The sequence below is a fragment of the Companilactobacillus muriivasis genome (assembly GCF_036246245.1).
In the GTDB taxonomy this organism is placed as follows: domain Bacteria; phylum Bacillota; class Bacilli; order Lactobacillales; family Lactobacillaceae; genus Companilactobacillus; species Companilactobacillus muriivasis.
The window spans coordinates 14,699-35,075 of the sequence record NZ_BTTQ01000008.1; the positions used below are offsets into that span (position 1 = coordinate 14,699).

The window sequence follows — 20,377 nt, forward strand, 5'->3', positions numbered from 1 at the left end:
TATGCTTGAATATCAATTAACAACTCATTCATATGAGGATACAGAAAAACTAGGCGAGAAGGTTTCCCATTTGTTACAAGCGGGGGATGTTGTCGTTTTGAATGGTGACCTTGGTGTTGGTAAAACTACTCTAACTCGTGGTTTGGCTCGCGGATTGGGAATCAAGCGTAACGTTAAGAGTCCAACTTTTACATTGATTCGTGAGTATAAAGATGGTCGTGTGCCACTTTATCATATGGATGCTTATCGTTTGGAAAGCAGTCCAGATGAGGATTTAGGCTTTGACGAATACTTTGACGGCGATGGAATTACCATTGTTGAGTGGCCACAATTTATTAAGGATGAGATTCCTGACGAACACATTTCAATTAATATCAAACGTTTGTCTGATACTGATCGTGAAGTTGTCTTTAAATTGCATGGTGACACATTTGATGATCGTGGTTTCGGTGACTTAGTATGAGCGAACAACTAAAATTACGTGAAGCAATTCCAGATGACGCTCAGAGTCTGCTAGATTTTTTGAAAAAAGCTAGTCAGCAGAGTGATTTCATTTCATATGATGATATGAAAGATGTCACAGTTTCTGATGAAGAGATTGCATTGGATGCAATTTATCATTCTGATTATGATGAATTGATTGTGGCTGACTTTGACGGTCAAATTGTTGGTTATTGTCGTTTGGAAAATTCTGATGACGATAAAGTTGAATTTGGTGTCGTTGTTGATAAGGAATTTTGGAATAACGGTATCGCTTCGTTTCTTTTAGAAGAGGCACTCGATTGGGCATCTGAATCACCAGTAAAAGAAATCTTTCTAGAAGTATACAAAAATAACCCAGTTGCTATCCATATCTATCAAAAATATGGTTTTACAACTGAGTCTGAAACTAAAAAAACATTAATAATGAAAAAGATGGTTTAACTGGGGACGTCCACAGGAATGAGAATATTTTACCTGCTATGCGGACCGATCCGAGCCAAGGTGCGGTCTCGAATCTCGGTTTGAAGACTTGCCAAAGTTCGGCAAGTCTCCAAACACGCCCGGTGGTGTAATGGCTAAAGCCATAACGCCACGCCCACGGCAGGTAAATATTCTCATTCATTCCGACTAATTTGAAATTTAAACAGTTAACTATATAAAAATAGGAGTTATATCACACGCCTGAGATGATCAGGTATGATATAACTCCTATTTATTTAGGTATTAGCCTGTAATTTTAACCATTTTTTTGATTTGTTCGATTCCAAATTGTTGCTCAGTTTTCAAAAGAATTTCTGCACAGGCCACGCTATCGGCTAAGGCATTGTGGTGATTCTTTAAGTCGATATTTAACTCATCGGAAACAGTATTTAATTTGTGATTAGGAAACTGTGGATAAAATTTGCGACTTGTCCGTAAAGTATCAATTGTCTGATACTTAGGCACCATAATGTTGTAATTTGATAGGGTATTTTTTAAAACACTGTTATCAAAACTAGCGTTATGAGCGGCAACTAAGTGACTGTTGTCAAATAAAGGACTGATATGGGTCCAGACTTGGTCAAATGTTGGAGCGTCCGCTACATCTTCAGGGCGAATATGGTGAATTTGAATATTGCGAGGACTGAAGTATTCGCGGGGATTGATCAATGTGTAAAAGCTGTCGACAATTTGGCTTTCACGTACTAAAACTAGAGCCAGTGAACAGGCACTGCTACGACTACCATTGGCAGTTTCAAAATCCATAGAAACAAAATCCATTAATTATTCTCCTTTAATATGAACGATGTGAGTTGATAACCTATTAAAAATAGTTCATCGTTTAGAAATTGATAAATACATTTGTATACTTTTACATTTTATTATTACTGATTAACTAGTCGGAAGAGCTGGGAAATATTTGTGTGCCGAGGTTCGAGACCGCATTTTGGCTCGGACCGGTCCGCACAGCTAGTGAATATTTCCCGGCTCTGTAGACGGAATATCTAAATCCAATTCGATTGGGCAGTGATCCGATCCGTAAACATCGTTGAGTATATCGGCGTTACTAATTAAATCTTTGCCATTTTGAGAAACAACAAAGTAGTCAATACGCCAACCCGCATTATTCTTGCGAGCATTAAAACGATAACTCCACCATGAATATTTAGCTTCGTCAGGATGAAGTGAACGGAAACTGTCAATAAAGCCACTGTCTAATAATTCCGTAAACTTGTCGCGTTCTTGATCAGAAAATCCCGGATTCTTGTGGTTACTCTTAGGGTTTTTCAAATCAATTTCTTCGTGGGCAACGTTTAGATCACCACAAAGAACAACTGGTTTATCGGCCGATAATTTTAACATATATGCTCTTAAAGCATCGTCATAACGCATCCGATAATCGATCCGTTTTAATTTTGGTTGTGAATTTGGAGTGTAACTATTGATTAAGTAAAAATTAGGAAATTCGAGTGTGATAGTACGACCTTCATCATCAAACTCCTCAATATTAAGTCCTTGTTTGAAGCTAATAGGTTCTTGTTTAGTGAAAACAGCTGTCCCAGAATAACCTTTTTTCTGAGCATAGAAGAAGTATTGATGATAACCATCTAGGTCGAGATCAATTTGGCCTTCTTGAAGCTTAGTCTCTTGAATACTAAAGACATCGGCATCCAATTCTTTGAATATTTCAGCAAAATCTTTTTTAACCACGGCACGTAAACCATTGACGTTCCAAGATATAAGTTTCATAAAATCACCTCGCAAATATTATAGCATTATTGTTAGGCTTGTTAGTTCGTTATGTTTCTAACTATGTGATAAAATTATACAGTAAGTCTTAGTAGCAAAAGGATGATGAATGTTGAATTTTCCAGTTGAAAAATTACCAAATATTGAATTTAAATTAAATGAACCTTTAAGTAAATATACCTTTACCAAAACCGGCGGTCCGGCTGATGTTTTGGCCTTTCCCAAAACACGTGATGAACTAGTTGAAATCGTTGATACAGCAAGAGTTAGTAAAGTTGCTATCACAGTAATCGGTAATGCCAGCAACTTGATTATCAAAGATGGTGGAATCAGAGGCATTGTAATTATTTTGCCTAACTTCCATGAAATCAAAGTTTCTGAAACCAGCGTTACAGCCGAAGCGGGCGCTACAATCATTAATACAACAATTGCGGCTCAAAAAGCTGGTTTAACTGGTATCGAATTTGCTGCTGGAATTCCCGGAAGTGTCGGTGGTGCAGTCTTTATGAATGCCGGTGCTTATGGTGGTGAAATCACTGATGTCTTTGAATCAGCTGAAGTCTTGATGCCAGATGGTCGAATTACAACGTTAACGCATGAAGATATGCAATTCGGTTACCGTCACAGTATCGTTCAAGAGAACGGTGGCATCGTTATAAGCGCTACGTTCGCATTAAAACGTGGTAATAAAGATGCTATTCAAGAGGAAATGGATCGACTAAATGAGTTGAGACGTTCAAAGCAACCATTGGAATATCCTTCATGTGGTAGTGTCTTCAAACGTCCAAAGGGTCATTTCACTGGTCCTTTGATTATTAAAGCTGGACTTCAAGGCAAGATAGTTGGTGGGGCACAAGATTCCATGAAACATGCTGGGTTTATCGTCAATATTAAGCATGCAACAGCAACCGATTATTTGAACTTGATTCACTTGATTCAAAAGACTGTTAAAGAGAAATTTGACGTTGAACTAAAAACGGAAGTCCGTATTATCGGTGAGGATAAGAAGTAAAAAAGCCTTTTTAAATGAATTTACTGTGATCAGACTAATGAATAATCTGGTCATTTTCTTAATCTGAGTATTTATTATGTTTTTAATCTCCGGTTGTCAGTAATGTAATCTGTTGAATAGTGATACCTTGGATCACACATCAGACTGCATTACTGACAACCGGAGACGGTATTTGGATTGATTTTGAACTTTTGAACTAAGAGAAATTAAGGTTGTATAACTAAATTAACTTTACATAATGTTGTGACAGTTATTTGTGTTATTTAAAAAATAAATTAGTCGGAAGGGATGAGAATATTAACCAGCTGTGGGTGTGGCGTTATGGCTTTAGCCATTACACCACCGGGCGAGTTTGGAGACTTGCCGAACTTTGGTAAGGCTTCAAACCGAGGTGCGAGACCGTTCTTTGGCTCGGGCCGGTCCGCATAGCAGGTTAATATTCTCATCCCTGTAGACAGTCAACCTTCATTAAAATTAATAGGTAGGTGTTGTCTGTGGAAATACTTGAATCAATTATTTTGATTCTTTCACTCTTAATTATTGCCAATATTGTAAGTCACTACTTTGTGTCGATTCCGCCCAGTTTGCTACAAATTGCTGCTGGTATTTTAGCTGCTTTGTTTATGCACGTTAAGATATATGTCGATACCGAGTGGTTTTTGTTAGCGTTTATTGCGCCAATTCTGTTTAACGATGGGAATAATTTTCCGAAACGAGAGCTGTGGAAATTAAAAGGTCCCATTTTAGGAAATGCGATTGTGCTGGTTGTTATTTCAACCTTGGTTGGAGGAGTTTTTGTTAAATGGCTCATTCCAACATTACCATGGGCTACGGCCTTTACGCTGGTTGCTGTTTTATCACCAACCGATCCAATTGCGGTACAGTCAATTGCTAAAAAGGCACATATTCCCGATAAACTGATGCATTTGATCAGTGGGGAAAGTTTGATCAATGATGCATCCGGATTGATCTGTTTTAAATACGGTGTCGCTGCTACAGTCACTGGGATGTTCTCATTGAAGGATGCAACGATTGATTTCTTTCATATTTCTATCGTCGGTGCCCTAGTTGGTGCCGTGATGATCTGGATTTTCAACGGTGTTAGATTGTACTTGATGAACCAAGGTGTCGATGATTCGATTCTACATGCCATAATTCAGATTATTATTCCATTTATTATCTATTATGTTGCTGAAGATATATTTGATGTTTCCGGAGTTGTAGCGGTTGTTATCGCTGGAATTTTGAATATTTCATCAAATCGTAACCTCAGTAGCTTTACACCTGAAATTAAAATGGTCACCTCGCGAACCTGGGATTTAGTTGTGTACGTCCTCAATGGAATTGTTTTCGTGCTGTTGGGTATCGAAATTCCGTTTGCCATGGAAGAACTAGTTCATAACGACAATATAAATACTATTGGAGCAACTTTCTTAGCCTTTATTATTTGGATAATGTTAGTTGTGATTCGGGCAACGTGGAGTTATGTCTATTCGACGTTCTCTAATAATGGCGATAATAAAATCGTGCTTTGGTCTAAATCGAGACTGGATGATTGCCTGATGTCTGGTATTTCTGGTGTGCGTGGCGCCGTTACAATGGTCGGTGTTTTATCATTACCGATGACTATTAAAGGTGGGGCGCCATTCCCATCTCGAACATTACTGTTGTTTCTAGCTAGTGCTGTGATTATCTTTAGTTTGTTAGGGGCAACAATTCTAATTCCTTTACTAACTAAAAATAGTGCACCGGTTGCTTATCGTGGTAATACGTTTGTCTCTACTGACGATGAGGACGAAGACGACGCGGAAGATGAACCAGTAATTGTCAAATTAACGCAGGCTGAAGCTAACCGTGTGATTTTGGATAAGACTATCAAGAAATTACGTGGCGAGATGGATGATGGTGATACAGCTGTCTATTCATCAGTCATTGGGGAATACTTGCAGGATATTCGTAATTTGAGTATTCGCAATCATAATCCGAAGATGGCTAGTCATCAAATTAGTAAACGTCGGGTTAAGAGTAAGAAAGATGCTGAACTATGGGACATTTGCTTTAATTGTGAGCTTGAGGCAATTGAAGAATTATACGTTAATCATGAAATTTCGGATGACTCGTATGATATTGCGAACCGCAAGATTGCTAAATATAAAAAAGATATTGTGCATCGCCGATACAATTCAACGATTGAGTTTTTCTTGAGTTACTTTAGAAGAACTTATCTTCAAATAAGACGCTGGTTCTATCGTTCTGTGAAGTATGATGATATCAAGCAGTTGAATCAAGATTCTATCAAAATTTCAACTGCTGGGGCTAAACGTGCTTTGGCTAAATTGCAAGAATTGAGTCAGTCGGATAATGAAGAATTTACTGATAATTTGATTTATATTTTCCAACGTCACTATGAAGATCGCTTGGAATTGCTACAAGGTAAGTATCGTGGTCGGACACCGCAATTTAGTGGTGACCGGGCAGCTTTGGAAGTTAAGGCCTTGAGTTATCAAAGAGCTTTTGTCCAAGATATGTTGGAACAAGGTAAAATCAGTAAGGCGACTGCCAATGAATTACGTCAAAATATAAATTACAGTGAAGAAGTTATTAATATAGGAGCTGACTAGTATTTAAAATATGATGAACTTTTATAATTTTTATTGTTTGTTATAATTAGTTCGAACTGCTAAGGAGCTATAAAAATGAATTTTATACCAAGCAATATATTTACATGGCAGAACTTGGCTAACTTGGTTGATATCCTAGTAGTCTGGTATTTTCTGTATAAAGTTCTGTCGATGTTACGAGGCACGAAAGCGGTACAGCTTCTAAAAGGAATCGTGATAATTTTTGTTATCAAGCTTATTAGTTGGGCTTTGAACCTACACACGGTTTCTTTTTTAATGGATCAATTGATCAACTGGGGGATTATTGTAATTGTGATAATCTTTCAGCCTGAAATTCGTCGTGGGTTGGAACATTTGGGACGAATGCCGCTGTTTAGTTCAACGAGTAACGAAGAAGGCAAAACAAAGAATCACTTGATTGAAAGTTTGGATCAGGCGATTCAGTACATGAGTAAGCGTCGAATCGGTGCTTTGATAACTTTGGAAATGAATACTGGTTTGGAAGAATATGTCGAAACTGGTATTGATTTGGATGCTGAAGTTACGGGAGCTTTATTAATCAATATTTTCATACCGAATACGCCGTTGCATGATGGGGCGGTAATTGTCCGAAATAACCGTATATCGGTTGCGGCAGCCTACTTGCCGTTGTCAGAGAGTAATACTATTCCTAAGGAATTGGGAACGCGTCACAGAGCGGCAGTTGGTATCAGTGAAGTAACTGATGCGATTACAATTGTTGTTTCTGAAGAGACTGGTAGCGTCATGATTACCAGAAATGGTCATATGATGCTTGATCTTTCTCGAGAAGATTATCTTAAGTATCTTCACGCACAATTAAAGGATCCGAATGAAAGTGACAATCATTCAATACTAGATTTCTTTAGAATTGGTCGGAAGAAGAAGGAGGGCCAAGATGATAAAGAAGATAATAAATAGTAATTATTTTTATGCCTTTATCGCCCTCTGCGGTGCCTTATGGTTGTTCTTTTTTGTAAGCACGCCAGGCGTTGGATCGACCAGAAATTCTAATCAATCAAACACTTCAACTGTGACAAAAAAGGCTACTTTTACAGTACCTTTACAGTTACAGGCGGATGTCGATAAATATTACATCACTGGTTATCCAGAAAATGTAAAAGTAACAATTGAAGGACCGGCAGCTCTAGTTACAGCAACAAAAAACACACAAAATTTTAACTTATATTTGAATTTAAAAGACTTATCGATTGGACAGCACCGTGTTCAAATCAAGGAGTCTGGCTTGAACAGTGAATTAACTTATAGCATTAAACCGAAGTATGTCACCGTTAATATTCAACAACGTGAGACTAAGAAGTTTGCGGTCGATGTAGATTACAACAAAGATTCTTTAGCAACTGGTTACGAAACCGGTAAAGTTGACGTGTCTCCTGATACTGTCACAGTTACTGGTGCTGCCTCTGAGATTGAAAAAATCAACAAGGTGATCGTTAAACCAATTTTGCCAAAAGGAATAAAATCTTCATTTGATCAAGAAGTTTTAGTGCAAGCACTCGATAAAAATGGTAAAACTGTAAATGTTACGTTGGATCCACAAACGGTTCACGTAAAAATTCCAATTACTATTCAAAGCAAACAAGTAACAATCAACTTGAAACAGTCAGGAAATTCTAATAACTCGAATTTCACATTTGAATCTGATGTGAAAAGCATCAGAATTTTCGGAACGCAAGATCAAATGGATGCGATTGATGATTCAATTGATGTGCCAGTTGATGTAAGTGATGTTACCGGAAATACCAAGAAGTCAATTGATTTAAGTGATGCTTTGGGTAGTAAAGTAGCCTTTACGGATCCTGATAGCATTAGTGTGACGATTAATACTGGTTCGTCATCCAGTTCTTCATCGAACAGCACTAATAGCAGTAATGGTACTAATACGTCAACTAATGACAGTAGTAGTACTAACAATAATTCGAGTTCGTCAAATAACGACTCGACTGAAGATAATAATAATAGCGAAGAATAATACGCTGGGGGTAAGTTTTCATGACAAAATATTTTGGAACAGACGGAGTAAGAGGTATTGCAAATAAGGAATTGAGTCCTGAACTAGCATTCAAGCTAGGTCGTTTTGGTGGCTACGTTCTAACACAACATTCAGAGAATAATGACTCACGTCCACGTGTTCTAGTTGCCAGAGATACACGTATTTCTGGTCAAATGTTGCAATCAAGTTTAATCTCAGGACTATTGTCTGTAGGTATTGAAGTGCTAGATCTTGATGTAATTACAACTCCAGCCGTTGCCTATTTAATACGTGCCGTTTCAGCTGATGCCGGAATTATGATTTCTGCATCACACAATCCTGCTGAAGATAACGGAATCAAGTTCTTTGGTTCAGATGGTTACAAATTGCCAGATGACGTTGAAGATGAAATTGAAGAATTATTGGATGCCAAAGAAGATACTTTGCCAAGACCATCAGCTGAAGGTTTAGGTAGCGTTTCAGATTATCCAGAAGGTGCTCAAAAGTATCTCCAATTCTTGAAACAAACATTGTCAGATGATTTGAGTGGTATGAAGATTGTTTTGGATACAGCCAATGGTTCAACAAGCCGTTTAGCAAGTACATTGTTTGCTGACTTGGGCGTTGACTTTGAAATCATGGCTTCACATCCAGATGGAATCAATATCAACAAAAACGTTGGTTCAACACATCCAGAAGAATTAGCAAGACGTGTTAAAGAATCAGATGCCATTGCTGGATTAGCTTTTGATGGTGATGGAGACCGTTGTATTGCCGTTGATGCTGACGGTAATATCGTTGACGGTGACAAGATTATGTTCATCCTTGGTAAGTATTTGCACGATGGTGGTCGTTTAAAGAAAGACACAATCGTAACAACAGTTATGAGTAACCTAGGTTTGTACAAAGCTATCGAAGCTAATGGCATGAAGTCAGTTCAAACAGCCGTTGGTGACCGTCACGTTGTTGAAGAAATCCGTGCCAACAATTACAACATCGGTGGAGAACAATCAGGACACGTTGTTTTGTATGAATACATGAATACTGGAGACGGAATGCTAACAGGAATCCACTTGTTGCACGTCATGAAAGAAACAGGCAAGACCCTAGCAGAATTAGGCGCACCCGTTAAGATTTATCCACAAAAGCTAGTTAACGTTCCCGTAGCAGATAAAAACTCATGGGATCAACACCAACCAATCCTTGACTCAATTAAAGCGGTTGAAGATGAAATGGATGGCGATGGTCGTGTGCTAGTACGTCCTAGTGGTACACAAGCATTGTTGAGAGTTATGTGTGAAGCACCTACAGAAGAAAAAGTTAATGAATATTGTGATCAGATTGTGGAAGTTGTGAAGAGTGAATTAAATTAGAGAGCGGAACAAGGGCGGTTAGCTCCTGAGCATTTTCGTAGTTTTGTGAATTACACGCCGAACTTGCGTGTGATTTACAAAATTATGAAAAGCGGAGGAAGCTGCCCTTGTGTAGCTCGTTTTGGTGAGAGAGTGGAACAGGCCCGGGAATTTCCGAGCATTTGCGTAGCTTCACGAATTACGCACCGAACTTGTGCGTGATTTGGGAAGTTATGCAAAGCGGAAGAAATTGGCCTTGTGTAGCTCGTTTTAGAGCCACTGCCAATATAAAAAGGGCTTTTATTTCCCCAAATGGGCAACAACTTCAAAAAAATGAAAACACAAAAATAGACATGAGCACTTCTTTATACATTGATTTAAGCGACTCAATATATAAAGATATGGGTAAACTCATGTCTATTTTTTTATAATAAACTTTCGGTCTTTACTATGTTAATAAAATAGAAATTGACCGAAGTATCTGAAATTTTAAAGGACCATTTTTAATCCCATAACGACCAACAATACCCCTATAACAGGTCTGACATAATTATTAAATTTAACTGGATTTACTTTTGCAAGTAAAATGGGAGCTACTAATGCACCGAGAATTGCTCCAATCATTAGGTTTAAGCCAATCGACCAATCAACATTGCCACCAGATAGATGGAATAATAGCCCAACGCCAGTAGTACCAACAAGTACGTATGAGGATGTAGCGGCTGCACGAACCATATCCAGATTGAGTAATAATAATCCAGCTAAAATGGGACCACCGCCACTTAATCCGGCAACTCCGACCATTAGACCACTGATGGCACCGAATACAGATGCTTTCACAGCATCATTACTGGACTTCTTTTTGGAATCTTTGGATTTGGATGGGAAGAAATGTTGTATTAAGATTTGAACTCCCAAGACAACCAGAATAATTGCAACAATCCATGTGTAAATTTTTATTGGAATATAAGGTGCAAGCCAAGCACCGATTATGACTGCAGGAATGGCTGAAATCATCATTCTATTGCCGACTTTGAATCGAATATTTCCTGTGCGATAATGACCGTAGGCACCGACCACTAGGGATGGAAAAGCTGTTAAAAGTGAAGTTGCTGCAGCTACTGGAGCACTCAAATGAAACAGACTTGTTAGTACTCCTAAGTAGAAGGCAGCACCGCCACCACCAGTCGATATTACAAAAACACCAATTACGAAACCAATTAGAATCAAAGACAAAAATGTCATTTTAGCATCTCCTATTTACTATTGGTAATTGTAATTTACAGAGTGTAAAATGTAAAGTGGAAGCAAGGAGGAACACGTATGACACAGAAACGTGATCTGTCTGAAGACAAAATTATTCAAGCAGCAATTGAGATAATCACTGATAGCAACTATGATTCAGCGACTTTCAAAAGTATTGCTGAAAAGTTAGATTGTAAAACACAGGCTCTGTATTTTTATTTTAAAAATAGAGACGACTTGAACTTAGCGTTGACCAAATATTATTTCGATAAACTGGACGATGAAATTAAGACTGAATGCTTAGGGTACAGTGGCAAGACAGGCATAATTCAAGTTGCCAAAGTAATGCGTAAGTTTGGTTTAAGCAATTTGTCTTTGTCGTTGCTGGTGTTAAAAACGGCTGAAATTTCTAAAGATGAAATTATTGGTGACGAAACTTTGCATTTGAGAATGATGATGAATACTTTTATCGAGAAATTTGTTACAGATGACAAGGTGAAAATGACTATCACCCGTGGTATCCGTTCCTTAGTGATTGGTGAGGTTGTCAATGAAGGGATTGGCTGGTTCCATAATCCGTTGATCAAGAATACTGAAAGTTTTGAGATTAATTTGAATAAGATATTAGATATTAAGGAATAAATACATGTTGTATTGTAGTGGTCCGTTTCCAGAGCTGAGAGTATTCATCTGCTGCGCGGTACAGTTCGAGCCAAAGTGCGGTCTCGAACCTCGGTTGAAGCCTTTTCAAAGACCGAAAAGTCTCCAACACGCCCGGTGGTGTAAGAGCTAAAGCTCTAACGCCACTTTCGCTGCGGATGAATACTCTCAGCTCTTCCAACTAGTTTATTTTTTAGTGAGATGTTGTTTTTAAATAAAATGTTGCTGGAATTGCTAGAACTACTGTTGTATCGGATTTTTATCTTAATCGAATATAAATAACAGATATTGAGGAAATAATTCTTCAATATCTATTTTTTTGTGCATTTTTTGGTATTTATGAGATCCATCAATAATCACCGTTCTGCTCAGGCGGCAAACCCCAAATGGCCTATACATATATACCATATAGACAATATCGGTACATACCAACCGTACCAATTTTTAAAAATATTAAACTTTTCTTGACAAAAAACCATTTGATTAGTATTCTAGGCATTGTCGCAAGATGATAAAGTATAAGAAATGAACTATACCATTAAAAATAAAAGAACTATACCAATACGAGAAAGGCATTGATTAATATGTGTGGAATTGTTGGAGTTATTGGAAATAATAAAACTACTGATATTTTATTAAACGGATTAGAGAAGCTTGAGTATCGTGGCTATGATTCAGCCGGGATTTACGTTAACAACCAAGAGGGCAAAGATTACTTGGTTAAAGAAGTTGGTAAAATTAGTAAATTGGAAAATGCCGTAACAGACGATGTTCAAGGTCTTGTCGGTATTGGACATACAAGATGGGCTACTCATGGAACACCAACTATCGAAAACGCCCACCCTCACTTTTCAGAAGATAACCGTTTCTACCTCGTACATAACGGTGTCCTAACAAACTTTGAAGAACTCAAAACTAAATATTTATCAGACGTTCACTTCAGCAGTCAAACAGATACTGAAGTTGCTGTTCAATTAGTCGATCACTTTGCAAAAGAAGGACTTGATGGTGAGGCTGCTTTTAGAAAAGCACTTAGCTTGATTGAAGGCTCATATGCTTTTGCAATGGTCGACAAGGAACAACCTGACCGTATTTTCGTTGCTAAAAATAAGAGTCCATTGTTAATTGGTTTGGGTGATGACTTTAACGTTATCTGTTCCGATGCGATGGCCATGCTTGATCAAACTCACCAATTTGTTGAAATTCAAGATGGCGAAGTTGTTATTCTCAAAAAAGGTTCCGTTGAAATTAGTAAGCTTGATGGTACTCCAGTTAAGAGAGATTCTTACACAGTTGATCTTGATGCTAGTGATATTTCTAAAGGTACTTATGAACACTACATGCTCAAGGAAATTGACGAACAACCAAACGTTATGAGAAAGATTTCTCAAAATTATCTCAATGACGATGGCAGTATGAACATTGAACCTGCTTTGCTAGAAGAAATGAAGAAAGCTGACCGTTTGTACATTGTCGCTGCCGGAACTAGTTATCACGCTGGTTTAGTTGGTCAAAATATTTTTGAACAAGTTGCTGATGTACCAGTTGACGTTGAACTTGGTAGTGAATTCGGTTATCACATGCCTAAATTATCTAAGCATCCATTCTTCATCTTCCTATCACAAAGTGGTGAAACTGCCGATAGTCGTCAAGTCCTTGTTAAAGTTAACGAATTGAACTTGCCAAGTTTGACTATGACTAACGTGCCAAATTCAACACTTTCACGTGAAGCAACTTTCACAATGGAATTGCTTGCTGGTCCTGAAATTGCCGTTGCCTCAACTAAAGCTTATACAGCTCAAATTGCTGTTGAAGCAGTCTTGGCAAAAGCTCTTGGTATGGCAAAAGGTCTGGATGATGCGAAGAAATTCGATGTTAAGAAACAATTAGCTTTAGCAGCTAATGGAATTCAAACAATCGTTGATGAAAAAGAAACAATCAAGAAATTAACTGCTGACTTCCTAACAGATCAAAAAGATGCTTTCTACATTGGTCGTGGTATTGATTATGCCTTATCACTTGAAGCCGCTTTGAAGTTGAAAGAAATTTCATACATTCACGCTGAAGGCTTTGCTGCTGGTGAGTTGAAGCACGGAACAATCGCCTTGATCGAACAAAATACCCCAGTTATTGCCTATGTAAATGACGGTGTTGGTGCCAGTCATACACGTGGTAATATTCAAGAAGTTAAAGCTCGTGGCGCTCATGTGCTTGTTATTGCCAGTCAAAAATACGCTGAAGCTGGAGACCAAATTATTATCCCTGAAATTGACGAATTAATTTCACCAATTATCAGTGTTGTACCTGCTCAACTTATTGCTTACTATGCAAGTTTGGCTCGTGGCAATGATGTCGACAAGCCTCGTAATCTTGCCAAAAGTGTTACGGTAGAGTAGTCTAATTTAGTAGAAAATGTAATGATAGCTTCCAATATGGAGGCTATTTTTTTGTTTTGGGTTTGGGGCAGTTCCGCCTGCGGGTGACATCGATGCAGTCTGCTACGAGGACCGGTGCGAGCCAAAGTCTCGCACCTCGATTTTGAACTTCGCAAAGTACGCGAATTTCAAAACTCGCCCTGTGGTGTAAGAGCTAAAGCTCTAACGCCACCTCCATAGCCGCTGCATCGATGTCACCCGCAGGCTAAATTGGTTTTGGATTGGATATGTTATCTCGCTTATTTTCATATTTAATTCAAAATCGAAACACAAACAGACCTTTATCGTATGTCGATAGAGGTTAATAATGTAGAATATTTAGTTGTATTAATTTAGAGAAATAAACTAGTCGGATGAAATGAGAGTTTCACCGCACTGTGGCTCGAGTCGGTCCGCATAGCAGGTGAAAACTCTCGTTTCTGGAGACGGCAAATAATAGATTGGTGATTTTATGAGGGATAAAAAATTAAATTTGTTCTCAACTGTAATGTTTGGTCTAAGTGCCATTATTGGTTCAGGATGGATGTTTGGTTCCAGTCAGGCTGCTAAAATAGCCGGACCAGCTGCAATTGTGGCTTGGATCTTGGGAGCCATTTTAGTAGCGATGATTGCGATGGTTTACGTTGAGATTGGAACGATGTTTCCTGAAGATGGGGCGATGAGTCGCTTTACAATGTATACGCATGGTTCACTGTTAGGACACGTTTTTTCATGGGCAAATTGGCTTTCACTTTTAGCAATTTTACCGATTGAGGCGGTGGCATCCACGCAGTATATGAGTACTTGGCCTTGGAAATGGGCCCAATGGACGCATGGTTTCATGAAAAATGGGCAGTTGTCTTTCAGCGGTATTCTTATGGCAACGGTTTTAATTTTAGTTTTTACGTTGATAAATTATTGGTCAGTTACGATTATGGCTAAATTTAATAATTTCATTTCAGTTTTCAAAATTGCTGTTCCAATTATTACAATGATTTTGCTAGTTTCAGCTCATTTTGATTTGAATAATATGGGAACAACGATTCATCAGTTTATGCCTAATGGAACGTCATCAATTTTCGTAGCCATTGGTAGTGCAGGAATTATTTATTCGTATGTGGCTTTTCAAACGGTAATTAATTTAGGTAATGATATTGTCAAACCGGCGGTTAATATTCGTCGAGGAATTATTTATTCATTGTTGATAAGTGCTTTAATTTATATTGCTTTACAAATTGTCTTTATTGGAGCTTTGCCAAAATCAATCGTCAGTGGTGGTTGGTCACAGATTAGTTTCAACTCACCATTCGCAGATCTGGCAATTCTCCTAAATGTATATTGGTTGTCAACTTTGATCTACTTCACAGCGTTCATTTCGCCAATTGGAAGTGGGATAGCTTTCTCCGCTTCAGCAAGTAAATCATTGTCTTCGATGCCTAAGAATAAGCATTTGCCTAAAATTTTGAGTAATACTAATAATAATTACAGCACGCCAAGAATTGCCCTAATGGTCGATTTTTTTGTCAGTGTGATTTTAATTATGTTATTTAAAAATTGGGCATTATTGTCACGAGTTGTTGCAGCTTCAACTTTGATTTCGTTATTATCAGGCCCAGTTGTTGCCGGTAGTTTGCGTAAAATGGGATCAAATTTCAAACGCCCAACGAAGATTCAAGGAATGAAATTATTGGCACCATTGGTTTTTGATTTAATTAGTTTGGCAATTTACTGGTCAATGTTTCCAACAACTGTCGAAGTTATCGTGATTATTATTGTGGGATTGCCTATATATTTTGTTTACGATTTTCGTCGTGGATTTAAAGAGTTCAAACAGAAGTTTTATGCAAGTCTTTGGCTGATTGTTCATCTAGTCGGACTGTCAATTATTTCGTGGATTGGTAGCAGTCATTTTGGCGGGATCAATCTGATTCAATATCCTTGGGATTTTCTCGTAATTATGATATTTTCAATCGTAATTTATTATTGGGCAATTAATTCCTCATATCATTCGGGCTATTTTGACGATGCCAAGAGACTTAATTCAACCGTGAATTGGGATGAAAAATAATGGATAAGTTAAAGAAAAATGAAAAGTGGTTCTGGGGCGGCGTGGTTTTGATTGAACTGATTCTGTTTTACAGTTCGTCTATGACCTACAAGCAACAAACTTCAGTCCCATTTCTAGAAAAATATGTACATGGCAAACCGCTTAATAGCAGTTTGAGTCGGATCCATTTTAATTATGGTGGTAAGGAACAGTCGATTGCGAATGATGGCTATTATCACTTTGTAGAGTTTTTTATTCGTAAAGGAGCTCATTTTGGCACATATTTGATTCTGGCGGTATTTCTATGTTTAGCACTTTATACGTACTTCAAAAAGAATCATTTTTTAAATGTATTTGTTCCATGGTTAATGACAACTGGTCTAGCGGCTTTCGATGAATTTCATCAAGGATTGACTGGTGGACGAACCCCCTCAGTGACAGATGTTATACTGGATAGTGCTGGAGCGCTTACGGGTACTTTGATTGTGGTTATTGTTATGTTTTTTGTCATGAGACATAAAAATGTGAAAAAAGCTTGAATTTGTTATTGAAAAATGAGTCAATCTTTTTAAAATCTATTTATAAAAGTCGACCTAGATGGTCGGCTTTTTTGCTATATTATTTGTTCATTCTTTTTTATGAACTTGCTGCATAAATACCATGTGCTAAATATTTAAAAAATAATAAGAATTGTTATAGTATACGGTTGAGATGTTTAGACAAGTTCAGAGAAATCCATCTCAATAGGACGGTTTATTATTATGGCAAATAAGAAGATCATGTTAAACAAGAAACAGTTATTGATTGCTGCAGGTGCAGCCATGACTTTGGGACTTGGAACTACACTCGGCCATGAGGCCATTATTCATGCGGCTACTACTACCGATGATACTAGTTCTGTTCCAACACCTTCTGAAAGCTCAAATACAAGTGTGAAGGATGTTACGACGACTGATAGTGGCAGTTCATTAACAACTTCAAATACAACAAATGAAAATAAAGAATCTAATACAACAAGTACTCCAACACCAACTGATGTTAGTGGAGGAGAGAACGGAAGTTCAACTGGTACAACAAGTCCTGATGTAGCACCAGTCTCCACATTGTCGTCTGCAATTTCGGACGAAATTGATCCTGCAACTCCAAAAGCACCAGTAACTACAGATTCAGAAACGGCTCCAGCGACATCAGCAAGTACAGTTAAAACTACCGGTACAGCCGTAACATCAACTTTTCCTACGACACAATCGGGTACGACTGCAGTTGTTGAAAGCACAACAATTGAAAATGACTCCACGAATTCAGCAACATCAACTGTTACTGATTCAACTACGACACCGTCAACAGCCACGCCGACTACCCCAGCACCAACGGCTTTAACACCAGTGGATACTACGGCTAATACAATTACATCAGATGCTGATCATACCGATGCCAATGACTTTACTTGGAGTACCAACGATGATACTGGTGAAGCTTCTTTGACGGGTACAACTAGTCAATTGACGGACTCATCAATAAATATCCCTACTCAAATTACAGTTACGAATAATAGTTCCAAGGATAGTAAACAATATAACGTTACGAGCATTGGTAATGATGCCTTTGCCAGCAATGAAACGATAACCAATGTGAAGGTCAACAGTGGAGTTACAAGTATTGGCAATAGTGCATTTATTTATTCAACTTTGAAGAATATTGATTTGACGGATGATACTACTCTGAAAAGTATTGGTGATTTAGCTTTTTGGGGTAATCAAATTCCAACAATCGATTTGCCTGACTCTGTTCAAACTATTGGTAACGAGGCGTTTACTTATAATAATGCAGTTACTTCAATAACATTGCCAGCTAGTTTGCAGACAATCGGTGACCAAGCTTTTGCCGCAAATACCAGTTTACAAAATATTGATTTTTCAAAAGATACGGCTTTGACAAGCATTGGAGAATCAGCTTTTTCTGGAGATTCTGAAAATAATAAAATTGATTTGAGCAATAATAATAATTTGATATCTATTGGCAATCAGGCGTTTGTATATAACAGTAGAAGCACTGAAGTTAAGTTGCCTGATAGCTTGCAGACGATTGGTGAACAAGCTTTTCTATCAAATTTAGGTCTGCAAAGTATTAGCTTTGGACCTAATTTAACATCAATTGGCGATCAGGCTTTCACTTATGATGGTGGTTTGACTAGTGCTGATTTTTCTAATGCCAACAAATTGAATAGTATCGGTAATGGAGCCTTTGAATTTGCTAATCTGACTGGAACTTTAACGTTACCAAGTAGCTTGGTTACAATCGGCAATCAAGCATTTAGCGGCAATCATATTGGAACATTGAATTTGAATGAAGGATTGCAGTCAATTGGAGAATCAGCCTTTTCTTACAATGATCTGAATAAGGACTTAACTATTCCTAGTACGATTAAAAATATCGGTAATGAATCATTTATTGGTAACCAGTTGACGAGTGTTTCTACTACCGCTTCAGATTTCTCGCTAGGTGAGAATGCTTTTTCGTACAATCGAATTACCCAAGTCAATGCCCCAAACGTTAAAATTGGAACGACTGCTTACAATATAGACAGTGCAACTAATCAATTTGCGGCTATTTTCACTGATTCAAGTAAGAATAATATTTCTGATTACTTTAACCTTGATATTGGTGGACTTACTGAGAATGCCTTAGGCATTACTGAATTATCCAACGGAGTAACGTATAGCAATGGTGTTTTCGATATTCCGGCAGGTGTGGACAGTTTTACATTTAGTTGGATTCTATCGCCAGATTCTGAAGTCGATAAAGGTTACAGCGGTATTTACGATGTAGTTTTGGATGACCCTAATATTAAAGCAATTAATTCTAGTATTCCTGCTGGGACTAATTGGGAACGTGCGGATAATTTTATCAGCGCATCTACTTCATCTGGAAAAGATATACCATTTTCGGAAATTGGCGTAAGTATAAAAAATTCTGATGGAGATTACCTTAATACAATAGATACAACGGTAGCGGGTAATTATGCAGTCACTTATAGTTATGAAACCTTTGAAAGTACGGTCAATGTCGAGGTATATAAGCGTACGGGAACATTTGACTTAGGTGGTACGGGTTCTAAAACTTATAATGGTCAAAACCAATCTTTTGATAATAGTGATTACCAAGTTATTCTATCAAATGGGACAAACTATCAAATTCAAAATGGTGATTTGGAATTGAATCAAACAGCTAAGAATGCTGGAAATTATACGGTTACTTTGACACAACAGGGTATTAATAATATTGAAAATTATGGACAGAATAGTTTATATGATTTAACGATGGGGAAGGATACAGCTTCATTTAATATTAGTAAGGCTCCAGTTACCATTACAAGTAATGACGCTACTAAAGTTGCTGGAACTGCTGATCCTGAATTTACCGCTACTGTAACGATGCCGGAAGGTGTTACTGATGGTGATCAGCTAGTTTATAGTTTTAGTAGACCTGATGGTCAAACAGTTGGTAGTTATGATTTATCAGTTGTTGCTAATGCCGCTGACAATCCTAATTACGATATTACAACGGTAAATACAGGAAAATTAACAATTACAGCCGCCACTAAAACTATCAATGGCAGTGACTATACAATGCACGTTGGTGATCCAGCGCCAACTGCTGATGATTTTAAAGCCACATCAACGAATGAAAATGGTCAATCTCAGACAGTTAATGTCGATCTCACTCAGGCCAATCTGAATACTGCCGGTACATATAATGTTGTTTTGAGTACATCTGACGGACAATCGAAGACTGTTAGTTTGACTGTTCTTGCAAAAGATACAAATGGATCAGTCGATCCAACAGATCCAACAGATCCAACAGATCCAACAGATCCAACAGATCCAACAGATCCAACAGATCCAACAGATCCAACAGATCCAACAGATCCAACAGATCCAACAGATCCAACAGATCCAACAGATCCAACAGATCCAACAGATCCAACAGATCCAACAGATCCAACGGACCCAACGGATCCAACAGACCCAGTAGATCCTAAAGATCCATCCGCTCCTGTTACTGAATCTAATAATAATGGTCAATATGTCGTTTCTGGAAATGTCTATTATGTTCCTGGATCACAGGGCAAGAGTAGTGGTAGTTTAATTGCCACTGACTACCATCCAACATATCAAAAATCAAGTGTCGCAACGTTCCCTCAAACAGGAAATGAAAGCGGAATCGGGATGCAAATTTTGGGTGTATTAATCGGTATTTTAACTTTTGGTGTAATCGATATCAAAAAAGTACACCATTAGGA

Annotated in this window: 15 protein-coding genes; 12 read left to right on the forward strand and 3 right to left on the reverse strand. The window is 37.9% G+C overall.

The features are described 5' to 3' along the window. Nucleotide 1: 1 nt before the first annotated feature. Together tsaE and AAA923_RS09420 are read left to right on the forward strand one after the other, a co-directional pair. Nucleotides 2-463 carry a tRNA (adenosine(37)-N6)-threonylcarbamoyltransferase complex ATPase subunit type 1 TsaE gene (gene tsaE / locus AAA923_RS09415; RefSeq protein WP_338216588.1) on the forward strand — a complete coding sequence of 154 codons (462 nt, stop codon included), beginning with the start codon at nt 2-4 and terminating at the stop codon, nt 461-463. Further along, nucleotides 460-924 carry a GNAT family N-acetyltransferase gene (locus AAA923_RS09420; RefSeq protein WP_338216589.1) on the forward strand — a complete coding sequence of 155 codons (465 nt, stop codon included), beginning with the start codon at nt 460-462 and terminating at the stop codon, nt 922-924. The genes tsaE and AAA923_RS09420 overlap by 4 nt, the downstream gene beginning before the upstream one ends. Before the next feature lie 282 nt (nt 925-1,206). On the opposite strand, the gene AAA923_RS09425 is transcribed toward AAA923_RS09420, so the two are convergent. Together AAA923_RS09425 and AAA923_RS09430 are read right to left on the reverse strand one after the other, a co-directional pair. Further along, the gene (locus AAA923_RS09425) at nt 1,207-1,743 is read right to left on the reverse strand and encodes a 3'-5' exonuclease (RefSeq protein ID WP_338216591.1); all 537 of its coding nucleotides are present in this window, start codon (nt 1,741-1,743) and stop codon (nt 1,207-1,209) included. 189 nt (nt 1,744-1,932) lie between these two features. After that, a complete protein-coding gene (locus tag AAA923_RS09430; RefSeq protein WP_338216593.1) occupies nt 1,933-2,712 on the reverse strand; it encodes an exodeoxyribonuclease III in 780 nt (259 codons plus the stop codon). Nucleotides 2,713-2,821: 109 nt separating this feature from the next. Between AAA923_RS09430 and murB the strand changes: the two genes are divergently transcribed. The 5 genes from murB (at nt 2,822) to glmM (ending at nt 9,729) form a co-directional block, all read left to right on the forward strand. Next, nucleotides 2,822-3,724 (forward strand): UDP-N-acetylmuramate dehydrogenase, encoded by a 903-nt coding sequence (gene murB, locus AAA923_RS09435; RefSeq protein ID WP_338216595.1) that lies wholly within the window; start codon nt 2,822-2,824, stop codon nt 3,722-3,724. Between the two features lie 494 nt (nt 3,725-4,218). Then, a complete protein-coding gene (locus AAA923_RS09440) occupies nt 4,219-6,345 on the forward strand; it encodes a cation:proton antiporter (protein ID WP_338216596.1) in 2,127 nt (708 codons plus the stop codon). A 75-nt stretch (nt 6,346-6,420) separates the two neighbouring features. Next, nucleotides 6,421-7,284, forward strand: coding sequence for a diadenylate cyclase CdaA (gene cdaA, locus AAA923_RS09445; RefSeq protein WP_338216598.1), 864 nt, complete (start codon nt 6,421-6,423; stop codon nt 7,282-7,284). Then, nucleotides 7,262-8,356, forward strand: coding sequence for a CdaR family protein (locus AAA923_RS09450; RefSeq protein WP_338216600.1), 1,095 nt, complete (start codon nt 7,262-7,264; stop codon nt 8,354-8,356). Before cdaA ends, AAA923_RS09450 begins: the two co-directional genes overlap by 23 nt. A gap of 20 nt (nt 8,357-8,376) precedes the next feature. After that, nucleotides 8,377-9,729: a phosphoglucosamine mutase gene (glmM, locus tag AAA923_RS09455; protein ID WP_338216602.1), complete on the forward strand. Its 1,353-nt coding sequence runs from the start codon at nt 8,377-8,379 to the stop codon at nt 9,727-9,729. A 468-nt stretch (nt 9,730-10,197) separates the two neighbouring features. On the opposite strand, the gene AAA923_RS09460 is transcribed toward glmM, so the two are convergent. Beyond that, nucleotides 10,198-10,953 carry a sulfite exporter TauE/SafE family protein gene (locus AAA923_RS09460; protein ID WP_338216604.1) on the reverse strand — a complete coding sequence of 252 codons (756 nt, stop codon included), beginning with the start codon at nt 10,951-10,953 and terminating at the stop codon, nt 10,198-10,200. A gap of 78 nt (nt 10,954-11,031) precedes the next feature. Between AAA923_RS09460 and AAA923_RS09465 the strand changes: the two genes are divergently transcribed. From AAA923_RS09465 to AAA923_RS09485, 5 genes are all read left to right on the forward strand, one after another. Then, nucleotides 11,032-11,595 (forward strand): TetR/AcrR family transcriptional regulator, encoded by a 564-nt coding sequence (locus AAA923_RS09465; RefSeq protein WP_338216606.1) that lies wholly within the window; start codon nt 11,032-11,034, stop codon nt 11,593-11,595. Between the two features lie 602 nt (nt 11,596-12,197). Further along, entirely contained in the window at nt 12,198-14,009 is a 1,812-nt protein-coding gene (glmS, locus tag AAA923_RS09470) for a glutamine--fructose-6-phosphate transaminase (isomerizing) (protein WP_338216798.1), read from the forward strand. A gap of 490 nt (nt 14,010-14,499) precedes the next feature. Then, nucleotides 14,500-16,095: an APC family permease gene (locus tag AAA923_RS09475; RefSeq protein WP_338216608.1), complete on the forward strand. Its 1,596-nt coding sequence runs from the start codon at nt 14,500-14,502 to the stop codon at nt 16,093-16,095. After that, nucleotides 16,095-16,613: a VanZ family protein gene (locus tag AAA923_RS09480; RefSeq protein WP_338216610.1), complete on the forward strand. Its 519-nt coding sequence runs from the start codon at nt 16,095-16,097 to the stop codon at nt 16,611-16,613. Before AAA923_RS09475 ends, AAA923_RS09480 begins: the two co-directional genes overlap by 1 nt. A 222-nt stretch (nt 16,614-16,835) precedes the next feature. Continuing rightward, a complete protein-coding gene (locus AAA923_RS09485) occupies nt 16,836-20,375 on the forward strand; it encodes a leucine-rich repeat protein (protein WP_338216612.1) in 3,540 nt (1,179 codons plus the stop codon). Nucleotides 20,376-20,377 lie beyond the last annotated feature (2 nt).

Bases quoted from the DNA above. Each gene is read 5' to 3' on its own strand.
- tsaE (WP_338216588.1), top strand. From the start codon at position 2: ATGCTTGAATATCAATTAACAACTCATTCATATGAGGATACAGAAAAA.
- AAA923_RS09420 (WP_338216589.1), top strand. From the start codon at position 460: ATGAGCGAACAACTAAAATTACGTGAAGCAATTCCAGATGACGCTCAG.
- AAA923_RS09425 (WP_338216591.1), bottom strand. From the start codon at position 1,743: ATGGATTTTGTTTCTATGGATTTTGAAACTGCCAATGGTAGTCGTAGC.
- AAA923_RS09430 (WP_338216593.1), bottom strand. From the start codon at position 2,712: ATGAAACTTATATCTTGGAACGTCAATGGTTTACGTGCCGTGGTTAAA.
- murB (WP_338216595.1), top strand. From the start codon at position 2,822: ATGTTGAATTTTCCAGTTGAAAAATTACCAAATATTGAATTTAAATTA.
- cdaA (WP_338216598.1), top strand. From the start codon at position 6,421: ATGAATTTTATACCAAGCAATATATTTACATGGCAGAACTTGGCTAAC.
- AAA923_RS09450 (WP_338216600.1), top strand. From the start codon at position 7,262: ATGATAAAGAAGATAATAAATAGTAATTATTTTTATGCCTTTATCGCC.
- glmM (WP_338216602.1), top strand. From the start codon at position 8,377: ATGACAAAATATTTTGGAACAGACGGAGTAAGAGGTATTGCAAATAAG.
- AAA923_RS09460 (WP_338216604.1), bottom strand. From the start codon at position 10,953: ATGACATTTTTGTCTTTGATTCTAATTGGTTTCGTAATTGGTGTTTTT.
- AAA923_RS09465 (WP_338216606.1), top strand. From the start codon at position 11,032: ATGACACAGAAACGTGATCTGTCTGAAGACAAAATTATTCAAGCAGCA.
- glmS (WP_338216798.1), top strand. From the start codon at position 12,198: ATGTGTGGAATTGTTGGAGTTATTGGAAATAATAAAACTACTGATATT.
- AAA923_RS09475 (WP_338216608.1), top strand. From the start codon at position 14,500: ATGAGGGATAAAAAATTAAATTTGTTCTCAACTGTAATGTTTGGTCTA.
- AAA923_RS09480 (WP_338216610.1), top strand. From the start codon at position 16,095: ATGGATAAGTTAAAGAAAAATGAAAAGTGGTTCTGGGGCGGCGTGGTT.
- AAA923_RS09485 (WP_338216612.1), top strand. From the start codon at position 16,836: ATGGCAAATAAGAAGATCATGTTAAACAAGAAACAGTTATTGATTGCT.